We start from the raw sequence: 17,818 nt of genomic DNA, 5'->3' as shown, positions 1-17,818 counted from the left end.
AGTTGTATAACGATTAAAACTATTATCAAAGCATATCACAATTAACGGGGGCATAATTTGAAAAGAAAGGAAATAGTAAGACTTGCAAAGAGAGATTTTGAAAAGGCATGGATTGAAACTGCTAAAACTCTCAAAAAACCCCATCATGACCAGGAGTATCCAAGACTGCACTTCAAAACAGGCAAAAGTCATATGCTCTACGATACCATAGCAGAGCTCCGTCAGGCCTACATGAAGCTTGGATTCGATGAAACAGTAAACCCTGTTTTTATAGACGAGGAACAGATCTACAAACAGTTCGGACCAGAGGCACCGGCAGTTCTTGACCGCTGTTTTTACCTTGCAGGACTTCCAAGGCCAGATATAGGTATTGGGATGGATAAGATTGAACGGATCGAGGGTCTTGGAGTTAAACTCACTGAGGAAAAGGTTCAGGGACTTAAAGATGTTTTCAGAGGGTACAAGAAGGGAGATACCAGTGGTGACGACCTTGTACTGGAGGTTTCATCTGCCCTTGACGTTGAAAACGATCTTGGACTCAGGGTTCTTGAAAGGGTTTTTCCAGAGCTCAGGGAACTGACACCAGTTGCAAATCAGACAACACTGCGCTCCCACATGACATCAGGATGGTTCGTAACCTTGAGCTCCATACACGATAAAACCAAACTGCCACTGAAACTCTTCTCCATAGACAGGTGTTTCAGGAGGGAGCAGCGTGAGGATTCAAGCCACCTCATGACCTACCATTCAGCTTCATGTGTCTGGATGGATGATGAAGTTTCCCTTGATGTTGGTATGGCTGTTTCTGAGAGTCTTCTGGAACACTTTGGATTTGAGAAGTTCCGTTTCCAGCCAGATGAAAAGAAATCCAAGTACTACGTACCCGGCACACAGACAGAGGTTTACGGTTACCATCCCAAGCTCAGGGAGTGGGTTGAAGTTGCAACCTTTGGAATGTACTCACCCATAGCCCTTGCCAAGTACGGGATAGACAAGGACGTTATGAACCTGGGGGTTGGGGCTGAGAGAATAGCCATGATACTCCACAACCAGGCTGATGTACGTGAGATGGTTTATCCCCAGACCTATGGAAGCTGGAGTTTCACAGACAGGGAACTTGCAACCATGCTCAGGATAAACTACTACCCTGCAACAACGGATGGCAGGGCCCTCATGAACAGTATCCTGGAAACCTGGACTGAAAACGGTGATGCAGACTCCCCATGTGAATTCACAGTATTCAAGGGAGAATTCCTGGGCAAAGATATAGAGGTTGTGGCTGTGGAACCTGAATCTGGCACGAAGCTTCTTGGACCTGCATCAATGAACTCCATACATATCCAAGACGGCAACATCATTGGTGTTCCTGAAGGTGGAGATGTTCAGGATGAAGCTGCACTCAAAGCTGTGGAAAATGGAGTCAACACAAATATACGCTACATCAATGGACTTGCAGCCAATGCAGCTTATAAAATTGAGGAGATGGTTGTGAGCGGGGCTGAAGAAGTGAGTCTGAGAACCACCATATCAAGATCCATCTCCGATATAAATTTAAGACTTGATGAGGTTGCACTCAACTACATAACCGGCAAAAATAAGGTTATAGACGTTAGAGGACCTACCTTCTCGACTTTGAACTGTAAAATCATAGAATGATACCTATTAGGTTTTTCAGTGTAAAAAAGCCCAAAATAAATATTTTCAATTTTTTTAACAAGTAATTAGATATGTATTAAAATTCAAAGAATTCAGTCATTGATCCCTTAATAAAAGTAAAATTAATAGGATATATTGAATTTATAATAAGTATGGGCTTTCTTTGAGTTTTTAAAGCCTTTTAGATGCATTTGTCAAAATCCTGCAAAAAGGTTAAAGTTAAGAAATACATAACCCCAATCACTTCTTCAAATATGAATTATAAAAATAAAAAATCGTTACTAAATACTTAAAAAGCTTTTTAAAGGCGTATAATCAATTGTTTTATATTTAATTGCTTGATCTTAAGTATTTCATGAAAATATTGAAAATTTTTTGAATTATTTATTAGGGAATATCAGTATAATCTAAACTTTAAAAGTGAGTTAAATGGAGATTAAAGGAATCGTAGTTTCAGGAATGGGAAAAGGAACATATTTCATGTCACAGGATATTTACAGGGAACAGTTCAAGGAAAAACTGGATTTAAAACCCTTTGTAGGTACCCTCAATATTGGAATAGCTGTGAATAATATCAAGATGATCCAGGGCATAGAACCTGAAAAATTCGTTATAATCAGTGGAAAAGATAAATTTGGAGATGTTAAGGCATTAAAAGCTACTCTGAACAATGAAGTTGAAGGTGCACTTGTTTTTCCTGTGAAAACCAAACATCCACAGGACGTGCTTGAATTCATTGCCGAGGTAAATCTTAGAAAAACTTTGAAACTTGAAGATGGAGATGTTGTTACCCTGAACATTGAATAAGTGAAAGTTACCTGCTCCAACAAAGTTATAAACTTGGATCATAGAATTAGAATTGAAGTAAAAATTATCGACTGAAGTGGATTTTTGAACCAAAATTAAAAGGAATTAAAGGGATCGTAGCAAGATTGGATATTTAATACATAATTTTGTGTAGATTTACATTTAAACTAAAAAGTTGTGATTTAATGATAAACAAAGCACTGAAAGCATTGAAAAACGGAGAAATCGTTTTAATATTTGACAACGACAACAGGGAAAGGGAAACAGACATGATAGTGGCCGGGGAGTTCATGACCCCAGAGCACATGACCCAGATGAGAAACGATGCAGGAGGTCTTTTCTGTGTACCTGTGTCTGCTGAGAACATGGAAAAACTTGGAGTTCCATTCATGACTGACATAATGGAAGAGGCAAGCTCTAAGTACCCTGTTCTTACTGAGCTCTCACCAAACGACATTCCCTACGATGAAAAATCTGCATTCTCCATAACCATCAACCACAGGAAAACCTTCACAGGCATAACAGACAACGATAGGGCCATGACCATCAAAGAGTTAGCCTTACTCTGCAAGGAAGGAAAACAGGGTGAATTCGGCAAACACTTCAGGGCTCCAGGCCATGTTACCATGCTGAAGGCAGCAGATAAACACGTTCTTGAAAGGAAAGGCCACACAGAGATGAGCATAGCCCTCACAGAGATGTGCGGATTAACACAGGTTGCTGTGTGCTGTGAAATGATGGACGATGAAACAGGCGGCTCCCTAACAACTGATAAGGCAAAAGCATACGCTGAAGAACACGGACTCGTATTTATGAGCGGTGATGATGTTATAGCGGCCTATGAAGACTTTGTATCTAAAAAAGAGTAAAATTGAATTATTTTTACTTTTTAATTATTTATTCTTTTTCAGCAATTAGATTTGTATTTCTGTTTTTTCAGTGCAAAAAAGATATTTCATTTAAAAACCTTCAAAATATCATCAAATGAATCATAACCATTGAATTCTATTTCTTCAGCTATCTGAATTATTCTTTCAACGTCCAGGTTTTCTTCAACTGTTCTCATTGCGTTGAGGCAGAAATCTTCAAGTTTTATTTCCACTTCAGGTGTGTTACCCCTTTCAGCGAGTTTGACCTTTGGAACAGTTTCAACGAAGTCCAGTCCAGTTCTCAATTTTATGAAGGATGATGCAGAACCTGCTATCCCTTCATCGTAAACCTTGTTAAGGATGACTCCCCTGGTTTTCAGGCCGAGTTTATCCATGATCTCAGTGTGACCCACAAGATCAACTGCTGCTGTTTCAATTCCTCCCTTGTTGCATCCTGCTACGAGTAAAACTGGGATATCGACTGCTTTTGCTATTTCTGCCCCTGAAAATGGAGTTTTTTGGTTCAGGAGTCCTGTGAATATGCTCATAACTCCCTCTATGAGGATAAAATCATAGCTCTTTGATTTAACATCCTTTAATGTGTCCTTTAAATCCTTCCATCCCAGCCCCCCTATCTTTATGGATGAGTAGGGCTGCATCTTTTCCTTGTTGAGGTAGAGTGCCGGTACTATGTCCCTGGTGTCTGGTCCCACTTTGAGAACACACACCTTATAGCCACGCTTCCTTAGAACCCCTGCAAGGCCCGTTGTTAGGAAGGTTTTACCAGAATCAGAGCCTGTGCTTGCAATCATAACTGCCCTTGGAGATTTTGAACCCTCTGCAGTTCTGTAATCTGCACGTATCCCTGTGTTCACACCTATTTCTCCTCTTATTTCGTTTAGGAGAATTTTGTTTGCATCATGAATCTCTTCAATATCCTCTTCACTTGCATCTATGAATTTCAGGATGTTTCGAGCGAGTTCTGGGTTTTCATCAAGGGCGCCGTGAACCATGGTTCCAACAACGTTTCCATCATCGTTTCTGACCCCTGAAACTATTCTGCGAGGATTGTTCCTGTAATTCGTCCTTTTAACCGCGGATTCAATTATGGATAGTGCATCTCCCCTTATTTCTCCGTAGGTGTGGCAGTGAAAACCTGTTACCTTCTCCCCAATCAGTCCTTCTGTTAAAAAGGAGTTTCCAGTGACCTCAGCTTCAACCCTGTCCGTGCCTATCATTGGATGGAAGGTAACATCAAGAAGTCCCAATCCCTCCTTTTCAACTGGGCAGGGGGATTTTCTGCCTATATCTGTTTTGTTAGCGAGGGCCTGGAACCCTGAGCACATCCCTAAGATGAACTTGCCCTCCCTGTCGAGGAGGCGTATCTCCCTTTTAAGATCCTTTGTTAAGCTCTGGGATTCCACTATACTGCCGCCGGGGATTATTAGTCCGTCCAGTTCCCTGTGGGCAGGTAAACCGTTGACCATTCCATTTTCCTTTAAAAGGTGTGTTGGAAGGTGTCCGAAGTCTTCAAATCCAGGTACGGCACCTTTTACATATAGAAATCCGATTTTTTTCATTTTTACCAGTCCAAACCTTTACTTTTTTTAAAACCCTGCATCTTTTTTAGAACCGTTCATTGGGATATTAGAAGCAATTGAATAAAAATTTTTTTAATATGAATTTTGAATAAAAATTTTTTTAATATGAATTTTGAATAAAAATTATTTTCCAGGGGTTTAATTAAGTTTTGGGAACTTGGAAGATAGATTTTACTGAATAATAATATTAAATGAGTAAAAGAAGGAGTAACTTGAAGATAGTAAAATAAAAAAAGAATTTTGAATAAAAGAAGCATATTTTCTTTTATTTCCACCATTTTACTGGATGGATTCAAATGCAGCCATTAGCTCGATTATCCTAGCATCATCCAGTGGTTTTGCCTGGAACTGAACTCCCACAGGCACTCCGTTCACATCTCCTGCAGGCATGCTTGCAGCGGGTATTCCTGCAAGGTTTGCTATAACAGTCAGGACATCGTAGGCGTACATCTCCATTGTTTCAAGGGAGGTGCCTGTTTTGTGGGGTAATTTTGGAACTGTTGGTCCGCAAATGGCATCCACATCTTTCAGGAGAGTGTTCATCTCCTTTCTTATGAGGGATCTTGCCTGGAGGGCTTTTTTGTAGTACTTACCACTGAATTCCTGCTGGCTTATGTATGCACCCATGTGGATCCTTTTGAGCACTTCCTCACCACAGGCTTCCTCGATCCTCTCACCGTACTTACGGCCGTCGTACTTCCTTGTTGCTGAGAAGAACTCAACGTAGTTTATGAGGTAGTAAGTAGGTAGGCACAAATCAATGTGATCGAAGCTTAATTCAACTACTTCTGCCCCTGCCTCTTCCATTTTATTAATGGATTCTTCAATTATATTAACGATCTTCTCGTCTGACACGTCCTGGAACTGCTTGACCACCCCCAGTTTAACACCTTTAAGTGAATTTTCTGGATCGACCCCTGCCTTTGCTGCTATGGCTGTGAAATCTGGAACCTCCCATGCAAGGGATGTGCACTCGGTTGGGTCGTTTCCTGCTATGACATCCAGCATAAGAGCTGTGCCTGCAGTATCACGTGAGAAGGGTCCGATCTGGTCGAAGCTCATTGCAAGGTCAAGGAGTCCCTGCCTTGAAACTGCACCGTAGGTTGGTTTGAATCCAAAAACTCCACAGTGGGATGCAGGGTTTCTTATGGAACCACCTGTGTCTGATCCTATGCTCAGGTCGCACATGTCCGCTGCAACTGATGCTGCACTTCCACCACTGGAACCACCAGGGATCCTGCCTGGGGATGCAGGGTTGTCTGTTGCTCCGAATGCGGATGTTTCTGTGGAGCTTCCAGCTGCAAACTCGTCCATGTTGGTCATTCCAATGATGATACCGTCTTCTTCCTTTATCCTCTTTACCACTGTGGCGTCGTAGCTTCCAAGGTAGTTTTCAAGGGTTCTGGAGGCTGCTGTGATGTGGAAGTCCTCAACGTTGATGTTGCTTTTAACCCCAATAACGAGTCCTGCAAGTTTACCTGTTTTCTCGCCGTTCTGAATCTTTTTATCAATACTCTCTGCAAGAACCATTGCCTCATCAACTTTAACCTCTAAAAAAGCGTTTATTTTAGGGTTTTCCCTTTCTATTGTTTCATGGAACTTTTCAAGGTTCTCTAATGCTGTGATTTCATGATTTTTAATTGATACTGCCTTATCTGAAACTTTCATGGTCGCACCTGATTTACCAACACGATGTCGTTGGTTGAATTATAATTCCCATTAGAATGATGATGATTTTTTTTATAATAAAATTTTTTTATAATATCTATTGAATTCAGTTTGTTTTAATTCACTTTTATATTTAATTTCATGTTCCCTGATTTTCTTAAATGAACCTTATGAATAATGAAAAAAATGAGGGGATTATCCTAAATTCTGTCAAAGCCCATACCCTTCAGTCCCTTTTCGTAATCTTTTATCCAGATCAGTTCCTTTAGTATGAGATCCCCCGGCCCCTTGGGATCCCTCTGTATCTGGAATTTTCTGTCCTCTGGTATGAATTTTAAAAGAACCTCCCAGTCACCCATGTCAGAGTAAACATCCTTTTTAACCTTGTAAACATGGTACTCGAAGGATACAAGAACACGATCCAAATCCTCGCCTTCCTCCAGCATGGTGATGTGCTGGTCCAGAACCTCTGGCATGGCCCTTGCGACATTTAACTGGGAGATGATGTAGACTTGACCTGCATCGTCAGGATTCAGAGGTTTCAAATCATTTTCAGATTCCTCTGAACTGTTTTCACTACCTTTTTTGTCCCTTTGGAAGTTCTGAAGCTTTTCAAGGAGTTCGGCTTCGCTGGCCTTGAGGGATTTTCTGTAGTTTCTGAATTTTTTCAGGGTCTGGGTTCTTTCCTTTTCAGATTCCATTGGTTGGACTTCCAGTTTCAGAGTTTATTTTGACCCTATGATCAATCATCTTTTTTATTCTTATTTTAATTCTTTTATTAAATTTTATTTAAAAAGAGAAAAATGGGAGGATTATACAGCTGTCGCATTCAACACAGTAACATCAGCCGATGAAACAACTTTACCATTTTGGGGAGTTAAGATTACTGTGTATTGTGAAGTTTCATTAGCTTTAATTTTAGCAATTAATCCTTCCTTTTCAGTGATTTCATTTCCTTTTACATCGTATCCCGTTACAAGAATCTCAACGTTTATGTAATCACTGTCTGCGTAGCTTCTCATCAACCCAGTTACCTGATAAGAACCATTTTTTAAATCAGTTACAACAGGAGTTGTAGTTTCATCTGGAGTTAGTGGTATTATTGTATTTTCGGATATAACGGTGCCTCCGCCAGATGCAGATCCTGAAGTGGCACCCTCAGTAGGAGTATGTCCGGGTACAATTACTATCAGTGCAATTAGTCCTATTATTCCCACCATTACTATTATTGGAATCATTTTTTTATCCAAATTTATCACCCATAAATTACACGTAAACACACAACAAGTTAAATATTCATAATATCAAAAATTTCTTCCAATCAGAGAGAGGATACTTAATAAAATCCTTCATTATATCCATAATATTCATTTTTCACGACCCCATCGATTAAACACGATCAAATTATAACTTTCATTCCAATGGTACAGTTTATAGAGATAATTTACGATTTCAGTCCGGCATGTAGAATAAAGCCACTGCTCTGGCATAATACATGTAAGAGTATGGGATTAAAGTCAGTAAAAGCGAAACAGATACTAAAATAGGGTTCAAAAAGTCAAATAAGTAACCTATAATGTTTCCTATGATAAACAGGATTAAAAATAGAATTCCTGTTGCCAGGTACCATTTTATAAGATTGCCCCAACCTATACATCCTATTTCATCAAGTATTTCATGCAATCGGAAGGCTGCACTGAATTCACCTTCATAGGCCATATTCGCTATTGCCATTAAGAATATTGGAGTTATTGTGAACACAAATAATAGAACTAAGAGTGATAACTCCGCGAAGATGTCATAGGAAATCGCAAGGAAATTCACTATTCCTGGAAAAATTTCTGATGTTACCAGATATAATGGATTTATTCCCAAAGTTCCCCAAATTGGCGTAAAAAATGTGAAATCAATTCCCATGAGAGAGATTAGAAGGAACAGTATAACCACAGGAGGAACGATTAAATAAGCGATGAAAGTGGTAAACACTTTAAAACCATCATAAAACATTGAAATCCATTTATTAAACTTTGGAAGTTCATTATGACCATCCAGAGATGATCTTAGGATTCTAAATAGGTAACCATTTACTAAAAGTCCAATTAAGAATCCTACAACAACTAAAAAGGGTATTAAATCTTTGTTTGTTACACCTAACGATTGGAAAACAGACAGTAAGTCGCTGATTACTATGATAATTCCTAATATCAGAATTTTCTTCCAATCAGAAAGGGGATACCTCAAAGAATCTTTTATTATAGCAGTAACATCCATGGTTTTACAACTCCAACCTTTAAATCACTGGTAAAGATTGTAAGTTTCAACTATCCAGTATTAACGTCATATTCCAATTTATAGAAGTAATATTTAATGATTTTGATTTAAATCAAATTTTTAGGAAAAATAATGTGTTAAAATCTATAAAAAAGATTTAAACTTTTAAATATAACTTAAAATAAGTAAGAAATCTTTAAAACCCCCAGAAGATAAAGAAAGAGTATCAGAACAGGCTGATGCATGAGGTAGATCAGGAGTGAATGCCTGCCCAGCAAACCAGTCACCCTGACAGGAAAGGTTCTGGAAAGATCCGGCAGATGGAAGTTCCGCCTGTAGTCCCTGTAAAGAACTTCTCCAGCGAAGGTTCCAAGTAGAACCACTCCAAACCATGGGAGAAGCGGGAAGTAGTCCACTGTGTGGATGGTTGAGGGTACGAATCCAAGCCACATGAGCCCTGTGAAGTTGAAGTAGAGGGTCTGCAGGTAGATCCCAACTGCTAAAAAGCTTAACCCAAAAACCAGATTCGTGTATTTACGCTTCAGGAATGGGTAGGAGAGGATGATTGCCACACCTATGAAGTGCAGAACCCCGAAGATGATGAAATCAGCCCTTATGAATATCCAGGTCATTATGGTTATCCCAATGCCCCAGGCAAATATTTTAAGCCCGCGCTTCAGGTACTTCATGAAGAAGTCCCTGTCTCTGTAGAGGTTCAGCTTCTCGGCACGGGAATGGCTGAGCTTCATGGAAACACCCACAAGGAATATGAATACTGCGGCGGTTATTCTTGCGAAGTACCATAAAAAGCCGGAGCTCACGTTTAGATCTATCACGTTGAAGTAAGTTAGGTCAAAGAGGAAATGGTAAGTTATCATCATGACGATTGCAATTCCCCTTACCGAATCCACCTCCCAGAACCTCTGGTTTAAATCCATGGTAACAACCACATGAACCTTATATTAATTCGTAGATTTGATTAATCAGGTTTTATTTCTCATTTTATAGAGTATTAATGATATAAATCCTATTAATATTACTATAAGGACTCCTTCTTCAAGATAAGATATTTGCTGTGCTGCATCCTGGTAAAAGTTTCCAAACTGCCATCCTATGAATCCTAGGATTAGGGTGCGTACAATTGTTCCAAAGAAGGTTATTGAAAGGTATCTTTTAATTTCATATCTTATAACTCCGCAGAATGCATTTATGATCACACTTGGAACTAGTGGTAATGCCCTTAAGAGGAAGAGTATAAGCTCATCTGAACGGCTGTCCTCAAATCTCTTCTCAAGCCCTTCCACGTTGCTCCAGGAAACTCCAAAGTATTTACCCCAGCGTTCTATCACGGGTTTTCCTGCGTAGTAGGTTATGGAGTACAGGAAGAGCGACCCCAGGGTGACTCCCACTGCTGCAGGCAGTATAATATTTAAAAAAAGTGTTCCGAAGGCTCCTGGTGAAATTGCAGAACCTTTCATTATGAGAAAACTTGATCCCATCACAACCAGGGTTGATGGTATGGGTGCAACGATCTCCTCGAGTATGCTTCCAATGAGGATACCCCATGCACCGTACAGAGCCATTATCTGTTCAAGGGATACTACAAGGCCTTCAAACATGTTAAACTATTTCACGGGAGTTACTATTTAATCTTTGCATATTATGATAAAGCCCACAGTATAAATGTGGTTGGAAAAGTACTGTGCATAGATTCCATGGATTGTACCACCACACCTATTAATTCCTAAAAAGTGAATATCTATGTACAAATAGCAATATTTAAGTGGCAAAGAACCTTATTAAAGCATGAGTAAATTAGTATGAGAGGTGCATTCAATGTCTGAAACCATTCTCTTGAAACAAAGCGAAATAAAAGAACTCATAACCATGAAGGAAGTTATTGAATCTGTTGAAACAGCCTATGCAGAACACGCCCGCCACAGGGTTCAGATGCCTGCAAAGAAGTATCTTTTCTTCAAGGAGCAGAAGGGAGATCTCAGGATAATGCCTTGCTTCATGAGGGGCATGAATGAGGCAGGTGTGAAGTGTGTGAACGTGCACCCTGAAAACCCGGTTAAACATGGTTTACCAACTGTTATGGGAGTTATTGAACTTGTTGACCCTGAAACAGGATTTCCAGTTGGGGTGATGGACGGAACATGGATAACCAACATGAGAACCGGGGCTGCAGCAGGTGTTGCAACCCGTTATATGGCAAGAAAGGATTCAAAAACCCTTGGAATCATAGGGGCGGGTAACCAGGCATACACACAGCTCATGGCCATAAACCAGACCATGGATATTGAAAGTGTCAAGGTGTTCTGCAGAACCTGTACATCAAGGGATAGCTTTGCAAAAAAAGCATCAGAATCATTTGGAGTTGAGGTTAAAGCTGTTCAGACTGCAAGGGAAGCAGTTGAAGGCATGGACGTACTTGTTACCACAACCCCCTCAACGAATCCAGTTGTGAAGGAGGAGTGGGTGTCTCCTGGAACCCATATAAATGCAATGGGTGCAGATGCACCTGGAAAACAGGAACTTGAAAGTGGAATGTTGACAAAAGCCGGGATTATTATAGACTGCTGGGAGCAGGCCAGGCACAGCGGTGAGATAAACGTTCCTGTGGCCGAAGGAGTCCTGAGCAGGAAGGATATAAGGGGTAAAATTGGGGACGTCGTTGTGGGTAGGATAGATGGAAGGGAGTCAGATGATGAAGTCACAGTCTTCGATTCAACAGGGCTTGCAGTTCAGGACGTTGTAACAGCATGGAAAGTCTATGAAAAGGCCAAAACACTGAAATTAGGAGAAAGAATCAATTTCCTTGAATGAACTATGCATTAAATTTATTAAGGTTGAATAAACAACTTATAAATGGTGATTTGATGTATCAAGAAAAGAATCCGGGCAAAATATACCGTACAGATATCTTAAATAAGATGGGCCATGTTTTTGAACGCTTCAGATTCCTAATTCGATCCAGATCCCTGAGTCAGAAGGATATGGAAACCATTGATTACCATCTCACTGAGATAATAAAGGTCCTTAACAACTGTAATTAGCTGAAAAGCTTTTTACATATTTTATTTATAGTTCAAGTTTTACAGGTTAAGTTAAACATTTTTAATGAATTTAAAATTTTTATAACTGATTATAAAATTGATAGAAAATAAAAGCTGGTTTATGAGGATAAAAAAAGCTTTTTAAACTTGTTTACAACAGTTTTTAAATACATCATGCCAAAAAATTGAGATCCGTGGTTCATTTGATTGAAGTGATTCTATTTGCAGCAACATCCTTTGTAGTTGGATTATCTGGAGCCATTGTACCTGGACCCATGCTAACGGTTACAATATCAGATTCCATGAAAAAAGGATTTAAAGCCGGGCCAATGGTGGTTTCAGGCCACATAATAGCTGAAATAATTTTGATAGTCCTTATATTTGCAGGGCTCGGATGGTTGATAGGATCCTCTACTGCATCGTTCATAATAGGAACCCTTGGTGGGATCATGCTTATTCTAATGGGTTACAACATCACAAGGTCCTCACAGCCAGTATCAGAGGTTTCAGACTATGGAGAAGTGAAAAGGTACGGGCCTGTGATCAAGGGTTTTATGACCAGTGTTTCAAACCCCTACTTCTTCATATGGTGGGCAACAGTGGGCTGTGCATTCATGTTCAAGGGCCTGGAACTTGCAGGTGCAGTTGGAGTCTTAGGATTCATAATTGGCCACTGGGCTTCAGATCTTGGATGGTTCAGCACAGTGTCCTTTCTAACAAGCAGGGGATCAGGGATAATGAATGAAAAACACTACAAAATAATAATGACAATTTGTGGAGCTTTTCTAATAGTTTTAGGAGTTTATTTCATTCTGAGTGCCCAGAAAATCATTTAAAAAAAAAAGTAAAAAAAGAATCATGAGAATTCGGTACTGATTCCATTGACCAGTTTACCCATCCTTGTTTCATGCTGGTGCAGTTGCATCCAACACTGAGGTCAAGTATACGGTTGCAGTGTAGGTGTCAGGACTTGTCCCGTATGGTACGCTCATGTAAAGATTTAAACTGAGCTTATGATCCCCATCAGCATTTTTAGGGCTTTGATCTCCTGCTTTAACGTAGCCGCTGCTGAAATTTGTTTTTTCGTTACCTGCCCCAGGTACTGCGAATTTTAAATTTGAAAGTTCCAGTGAATTTGATGTTTTTGCACCCACGAAGTTTCCACTGGCTCTGACCCAAAGTTGAGTATTGCTGTTGGAGTAGCTTTGAACGTAAAGGTTTCCTATGGCTGTTTCTGTGTTATCAGGTGATACATCCTGAGCTTGTATCTGTGAAGCCCCTGAAGTGCCGTACCCAGTTGAAATTGCATTGGTCTCAGGCACCCTTATGGTTACTGTTTGCGTTGAAACTGGTGAACTAACTGCAAAGGATGGAAATACCCCTAAAATCATAATTAAAGCCATTAAAACTGTTACCAGAATTTTTTTCAGGTCTAACATTTTCATCACAGCTTCCCACTTTTGTTCCCTCATTTCATGTTATTACACTTATTGTCACAAACGCATAAAGTTTTGAGATGATTTTTGTGCGGATCATCACAAAAAATGCGTTTGAAAAATGGCTAAAATCTTTTAAAAACTTAAAAAGAGAAGTAATTACATTATTTATAAAAAAATAAAATTTTAAATCTATTTATATTAATTTTTAAATTATTTAAATTATTTAAATCTGATTTAAAGTGTTTTTATAGGTTTAATTATTATTCATACTTATGTTGAGTTTTTGATGAAAAGTTCGATGAGTCTCCAGATCTGTACCACAACTTTAATGTATGAAACCACCAACATTAATCCAGTTGATACTATGAAAGCCGTTGTCTTCGATAACTCAGGAACACTTATTAAAAGGTACAAAGCCATCAAGAACCTTAAAACTGGCGTTATATGCCACGATGTGAGTTCAATTGATGTTGTGGACTACGATCATGAGAGGGTCCTGGTTGTGCTCCAGACCGATCCCCTGAAATGTATAGTTAAGGCCCGACCGGACCAGACCATTTACAGTTTCCTTAAAAAGAATGATGTTAAGTTCGATGTGAGTTACTCGTCCATGGACGTTGCAAATGATGACCTTCTTGAGGCCATAAAAAATGATAAAGGGCGCGTGAAGGACATAGTGGACACCTTGGATGCTGTTGTTGAAAGGAAGTACAACGTTCAGATATGCAGTGGATCAGGATTTATAGTGAACCTTGAAAGGGGGAAAGTTGAGTTTACAATAACTGCTGGTGGAAAACTCTTCAGCGAAGTTCCTGAGGTTGTTCAGGAGCTGAAAAACAGAGGTACAGATATCTTCGTTGCATCGGGAGACAGAACAGGATCCCTTGAGGAACTTGCAAGGTTCATTGACATTCCAAAGGAAAATGTATTCGGTACAGCCAGCTCAAGAAGGAAGAAGGAGATTGTGAAGGAACTAAAAGAGAAGTACAAGGTTATGATGGTTGGAAACAGTGCTAACGACATTCTTGCACTTGAAGAAGCAGATGTTGGAGTGCTGACTGTGCAGCAGGGTGAAGAAACACCCCAGAAGGTTTTTGATGCTGCAGACGTGGTTGTGGAGAACATCAGAGACATACTGGAAATTAATTTCTGACTTCTTTACTTCATTGCCTCATTTAAGCTTTAAAATTGATTTTTAATGAATTTTTATTCGTTTTTGAAGATTTTATATACGATCTTTCCAGTTTAATTTTCTACTGTAGAACTTATGGTTTCAGGTCCTGGTCAAACCTTTTTTGTGAAACCATGATTTGAAAGACAATATTTCTACTGTAGAAAAAATTTGATGGTTAAAATCAGCTATTACAGCTCAAAAAGTTGAATTAAAAATAGATAGAATCCCAGTTATTACTCAATTTATGGTTTTTAAAATAATTATAAAAACTTAAATAACTACTAATAGAGCAATAAATCTCAAAAAAGTTTTAATCATGATTAAATTGGATCTAAACTTTTTATCTTATAAGTACAAGATAAAATACTTTTTATTACATCTCAAAAAAAAAAATAAGGGAGGATATTCAAAACGATTTAAGGCAGTTTTACCAGTTCATAATCTGCAGTTCCAAGTCCTACCTCTTCACCGTACCTGATCTGCACCCTTCCATCCACTTCATCCCAAACTCCCTGGAACTTGTCCCCACCGTGCTGATAATTCTTGTGCAGATGGGAGTTTTCAAAGCCAGTCTCTTGATTTATAAGGTCGTAACTTGCAGCATCAAGTGCAACAGGATCCCATGAGGCCAGTATTCCTATATCAGGTACTATTGGTCTGTCGCTCCAAGGAAGACAGTCACAGTCTGGTGTTACGTTCATGAGGAAGTTCATGTAGCCAACCTTACCCTCCTTGTTTTTAACGGATCCCAATGCATATTCCACCATCCTCTCCATGAAGGTTTCCATTTTATCCCATGGGAGGTCTATCGCAGATTCAGGACAGTTGTCAACACAGTTGTTGCATCCTATGCATCCATCGTAGTCTATAACAGCCCTCTGATCTTCAAGAACCATTGCATCAACTGGACAAAGCTCGATGCATGTTCCACAGCCAGTGCACAGCTCATTGATCATGGGTTTGGCACATTCATGCTGTTCTACTTTTCCAGGGGCTGCAGCACATCCCATAGCAAGATTTTTAATGGCACCTCCGAATCCGCTCATTCCATGACCCTTGAAGTGGGACATTACCATCATACTGTCTGAGCCTTCAATGTCTCCAGCAATTTTAACCCTCTGAAAGTGTTTAAGTCCCACTTCCACGTGCCTCCAGTTATCTCCCCTTAATCCATCTGCAATTATCAGGGGTGCTCCTGCAACAGCGAAGTCGAATCCATGAAGTACCGCTGTTTTTATGTGCCCAACAGAGTCATGTCTGCTTCCATAGTAAAGGGTGTTGGTGTCGGTTAAGAATGGTTTGGCACCAGTTTCAGCTATTTTATCAACGATCTGCCTTACAAAAACCGGGTTGATGTATGAATCGTTACCCTCCTCACCGAAGTGCAGTTTAACCCCTGTTAGATCATCCTTTTGGAGCATTTCTCCAAATCCTGCAGCTTCGAAGAGTCTTCTGATCTTATTCACCTTGTTGTCTTCCGGAGTCCTTGACCTGAAATCTGTGAAGTAAACCTTGCTTTCCATTTCTTTTATCCCCTTGTTCCCAATAATACCATTATTAATAAAAAAAATTAGCCTTTAAAACTGTTTAAAAGAACTTCTCTACTTTTTAATACCTTTTCATAGTTGTTGAGTTCCAGTATTACATTGTCAATACCGTTGAGTGCTTTTAAATCCAGTGTTCCATCTCCAAGGGTGAGGTGCTGATCCCTCTCCCCATCGTTGTCACTTAAATGGTAGTAAAAAATTTTATCCAGCTCCAGAAACTTTTCAGGGTCACCAAATGTGTTGGCATGACCTATGTCAACTGTTGCATGGCATCCACATTTGTCCAGGAAGTACTGGTGTTCCTCTGGGCTGTTACAGAAGTAAGCATACCTTGCAGGCATGTTCTCCACAGAAAATATGACACCCCTATCATCTGCATATCTGGAAGCCTCTTTAAGAGTTTCAATGGCTATTTGCATTCCCATATTCCGTACCCTATCTTCAAGACGGTGAATTAAGCCAGGATGTGTTGTTATGGCAACTGCATCAATTTCCACAGCCATATCCACTGTTTCTTTGATCTGACGCAATGTTTCCTCCCTAATTCCTCTGTTCAGGCTTGCAGGGTTCATATCTATGGTTGGAGCGTGCAAAAACACTTCTACATCGTAGGACTTGAATATCTGAAAGTCATCCCTGTAAAGATTCAGGGCGTTTCTGGGCCAGGTCCACGGTCCTTCACACAGAATTTCCATTATGTTGAATCCATCCTTCTCTGCTCGCTGAAGCCATTCTTCAAATGATTTTACAAAAAGTGCCAGTGTTGAGAATCCAATTTTAATGTTATCAAACCCCTTAAAATTTATCTCAGGAAAAGTGTATTACTCTTTAAGGTGGTATATTTTCTTATGGTATTTAGCATTTTCAATTTTTTTGATCCCGCTACAATGTTTATATAGTGAAAAATGATAGTTACTCACAGATATCATGTAGTCTAGTAAGATCTAATTATAAAATAAATATCAACTTATAAATTTTCTTTATAGTCGTTTTCATAGAGAGTTAGATTGAAGTGTGATAGAATGGATAAAAAAGTTGTTATGGGAATTTTCCTTGGAGCAGTTACCTTCGTTATTGTGACCTTTTTAGCATGGGAGGTTCTACTCTGGATGAGATACTCTGCAGGCACCAAAATGCCGGGGCAAAACTTCCAAAGGGTTATTGCAATTTTCTTTGGGGCTTTAGGAGCTTCTTTTGCCTACACATTAATCAATGGACATAAAAATCCCCCTAAACCTGAGGATAAGATGGATGTTGTTGAGACTATTAAGGATTTCAGTAAGAAAATGTGAAAATATTTAATCTATAAATTTTTAAGGACATGGGACTTTAATTTACGTTTTATTTTAAAAATTGGATCTGCAAAAGGATCTTGCTTTAATTGAATGATTTTTAGAGTTTTAAGCTTTCTTTTAGTAAATCCCTTTTATTAACTGGTACTTTTTGATACTCACTTGGAAGTGATCCCACTACAAAACTTTATATAGAACAAAAATGTTAGGTTTACCTAATTAGGGTCGCCTAAGATTTTGAGAATGGCAGGTTGATCTTCAGTTGCATGAAATAATTTTTAGAAACTATTGAATTTTAAATTGGAAACAAGTTCATGAATTGATAAGTGAACATGGACTTCCTTGAGGTTTCCACCCAACCATTTATATACTACCTAAGACCACCTTAAATGTATCAAATTTTGATATATCTAAAATTTAACTATAGGGGTGAAT

Annotated in this window: 18 protein-coding genes; 8 read left to right on the top strand and 10 right to left on the bottom strand. The window is 39.3% G+C overall.

What is annotated here, in order from left to right; genetic code table 11:
* Positions 1–57 precede the first annotated feature (57 nt).
* The 3 genes from sepS to ribB all read left to right on the top strand — a co-directional run bounded on the left by sepS (position 58) and on the right by ribB (position 3,332).
* A complete protein-coding gene (sepS, locus tag J2756_RS06365) occupies positions 58–1,656 on the top strand; it encodes an O-phosphoserine--tRNA ligase (RefSeq protein WP_209583758.1) in 1,599 nt (532 codons plus the stop codon).
* A gap of 429 nt (positions 1,657–2,085) precedes the next feature.
* Entirely contained in the window at positions 2,086–2,463 is a 378-nt protein-coding gene (locus tag J2756_RS06360; protein WP_209583756.1) for a DUF120 domain-containing protein, read from the top strand.
* A 185-nt stretch (positions 2,464–2,648) separates the two neighbouring features.
* Positions 2,649–3,332 (top strand): 3,4-dihydroxy-2-butanone-4-phosphate synthase, encoded by a 684-nt coding sequence (ribB, locus tag J2756_RS06355; protein ID WP_209583754.1) that lies wholly within the window; start codon positions 2,649–2,651, stop codon positions 3,330–3,332.
* An 86-nt stretch (positions 3,333–3,418) separates the two neighbouring features.
* Here the strand turns inward: ribB and J2756_RS06350 are convergent, their stop codons facing one another.
* The 7 genes from J2756_RS06350 to J2756_RS06320 form a co-directional block, all read right to left on the bottom strand.
* Positions 3,419–4,912: a nucleotide-binding protein gene (locus J2756_RS06350; protein ID WP_209583752.1), complete on the bottom strand. Its 1,494-nt coding sequence runs from the start codon at positions 4,910–4,912 to the stop codon at positions 3,419–3,421.
* A gap of 300 nt (positions 4,913–5,212) precedes the next feature.
* The gene (gene gatA, locus J2756_RS06345) at positions 5,213–6,601 is read right to left on the bottom strand and encodes an Asp-tRNA(Asn)/Glu-tRNA(Gln) amidotransferase subunit GatA (protein ID WP_209583750.1); all 1,389 of its coding nucleotides are present in this window, start codon (positions 6,599–6,601) and stop codon (positions 5,213–5,215) included.
* 200 nt (positions 6,602–6,801) lie between these two features.
* Entirely contained in the window at positions 6,802–7,302 is a 501-nt protein-coding gene (locus J2756_RS06340) for a hypothetical protein (protein WP_209583739.1), read from the bottom strand.
* A gap of 111 nt (positions 7,303–7,413) precedes the next feature.
* The gene (locus J2756_RS06335; protein WP_209583737.1) at positions 7,414–7,851 is read right to left on the bottom strand and encodes a hypothetical protein; all 438 of its coding nucleotides are present in this window, start codon (positions 7,849–7,851) and stop codon (positions 7,414–7,416) included.
* A gap of 202 nt (positions 7,852–8,053) precedes the next feature.
* Positions 8,054–8,872: a DUF4013 domain-containing protein gene (locus J2756_RS06330; RefSeq protein WP_209583734.1), complete on the bottom strand. Its 819-nt coding sequence runs from the start codon at positions 8,870–8,872 to the stop codon at positions 8,054–8,056.
* A 176-nt stretch (positions 8,873–9,048) separates the two neighbouring features.
* Positions 9,049–9,810 (bottom strand): heparan-alpha-glucosaminide N-acetyltransferase, encoded by a 762-nt coding sequence (locus J2756_RS06325; protein WP_209583733.1) that lies wholly within the window; start codon positions 9,808–9,810, stop codon positions 9,049–9,051.
* 45 nt (positions 9,811–9,855) lie between these two features.
* Entirely contained in the window at positions 9,856–10,491 is a 636-nt protein-coding gene (locus J2756_RS06320) for a VTT domain-containing protein (protein ID WP_209583731.1), read from the bottom strand.
* Between the two features lie 217 nt (positions 10,492–10,708).
* On the opposite strand from J2756_RS06320, the gene ala reads away from it, so the two are divergent.
* From ala to J2756_RS06305, 3 genes are all read left to right on the top strand, one after another.
* Positions 10,709–11,701: an alanine dehydrogenase gene (ala, locus tag J2756_RS06315; RefSeq protein ID WP_209583729.1), complete on the top strand. Its 993-nt coding sequence runs from the start codon at positions 10,709–10,711 to the stop codon at positions 11,699–11,701.
* A 53-nt stretch (positions 11,702–11,754) separates the two neighbouring features.
* Positions 11,755–11,931, top strand: coding sequence for a hypothetical protein (locus J2756_RS06310; protein WP_209583727.1), 177 nt, complete (start codon positions 11,755–11,757; stop codon positions 11,929–11,931).
* 194 nt (positions 11,932–12,125) lie between these two features.
* Positions 12,126–12,767, top strand: a complete 642-nt coding sequence (locus tag J2756_RS06305; RefSeq protein WP_342593116.1) for a LysE family transporter — start codon at positions 12,126–12,128, stop codon at positions 12,765–12,767.
* 69 nt (positions 12,768–12,836) lie between these two features.
* Here J2756_RS06305 and J2756_RS06300 read toward each other — a convergent pair whose 3' ends face one another.
* The gene (locus J2756_RS06300) at positions 12,837–13,376 is read right to left on the bottom strand and encodes a hypothetical protein (RefSeq protein WP_209583716.1); all 540 of its coding nucleotides are present in this window, start codon (positions 13,374–13,376) and stop codon (positions 12,837–12,839) included.
* A 292-nt stretch (positions 13,377–13,668) separates the two neighbouring features.
* Here J2756_RS06300 and J2756_RS06295 point away from each other — a divergent pair, with 292 nt between their 5' ends.
* Positions 13,669–14,523 (top strand): HAD family hydrolase, encoded by an 855-nt coding sequence (locus J2756_RS06295; protein WP_342593115.1) that lies wholly within the window; start codon positions 13,669–13,671, stop codon positions 14,521–14,523.
* Positions 14,524–14,960: 437 nt separating this feature from the next.
* Here the strand turns inward: J2756_RS06295 and J2756_RS06290 are convergent, their stop codons facing one another.
* Together J2756_RS06290 and J2756_RS06285 are read right to left on the bottom strand one after the other, a co-directional pair.
* Entirely contained in the window at positions 14,961–16,067 is a 1,107-nt protein-coding gene (locus J2756_RS06290) for a DUF362 domain-containing protein (RefSeq protein WP_209583714.1), read from the bottom strand.
* A 47-nt stretch (positions 16,068–16,114) separates the two neighbouring features.
* Positions 16,115–16,852, bottom strand: a complete 738-nt coding sequence (locus tag J2756_RS06285; protein ID WP_281063386.1) for a sugar phosphate isomerase/epimerase family protein — start codon at positions 16,850–16,852, stop codon at positions 16,115–16,117.
* A gap of 261 nt (positions 16,853–17,113) precedes the next feature.
* Between J2756_RS06285 and J2756_RS06280 the strand changes: the two genes are divergently transcribed.
* A complete protein-coding gene (locus tag J2756_RS06280; RefSeq protein ID WP_209583712.1) occupies positions 17,114–17,383 on the top strand; it encodes a hypothetical protein in 270 nt (89 codons plus the stop codon).
* Positions 17,384–17,818 lie beyond the last annotated feature (435 nt).

Source organism: Methanobacterium aggregans, assembly GCF_017874455.1.
Taxonomy (GTDB): Archaea; Methanobacteriota; Methanobacteria; order Methanobacteriales; family Methanobacteriaceae; genus Methanobacterium_C; species Methanobacterium_C aggregans.
This window is presented reverse-complemented; position numbering and strand designations above follow the sequence as displayed.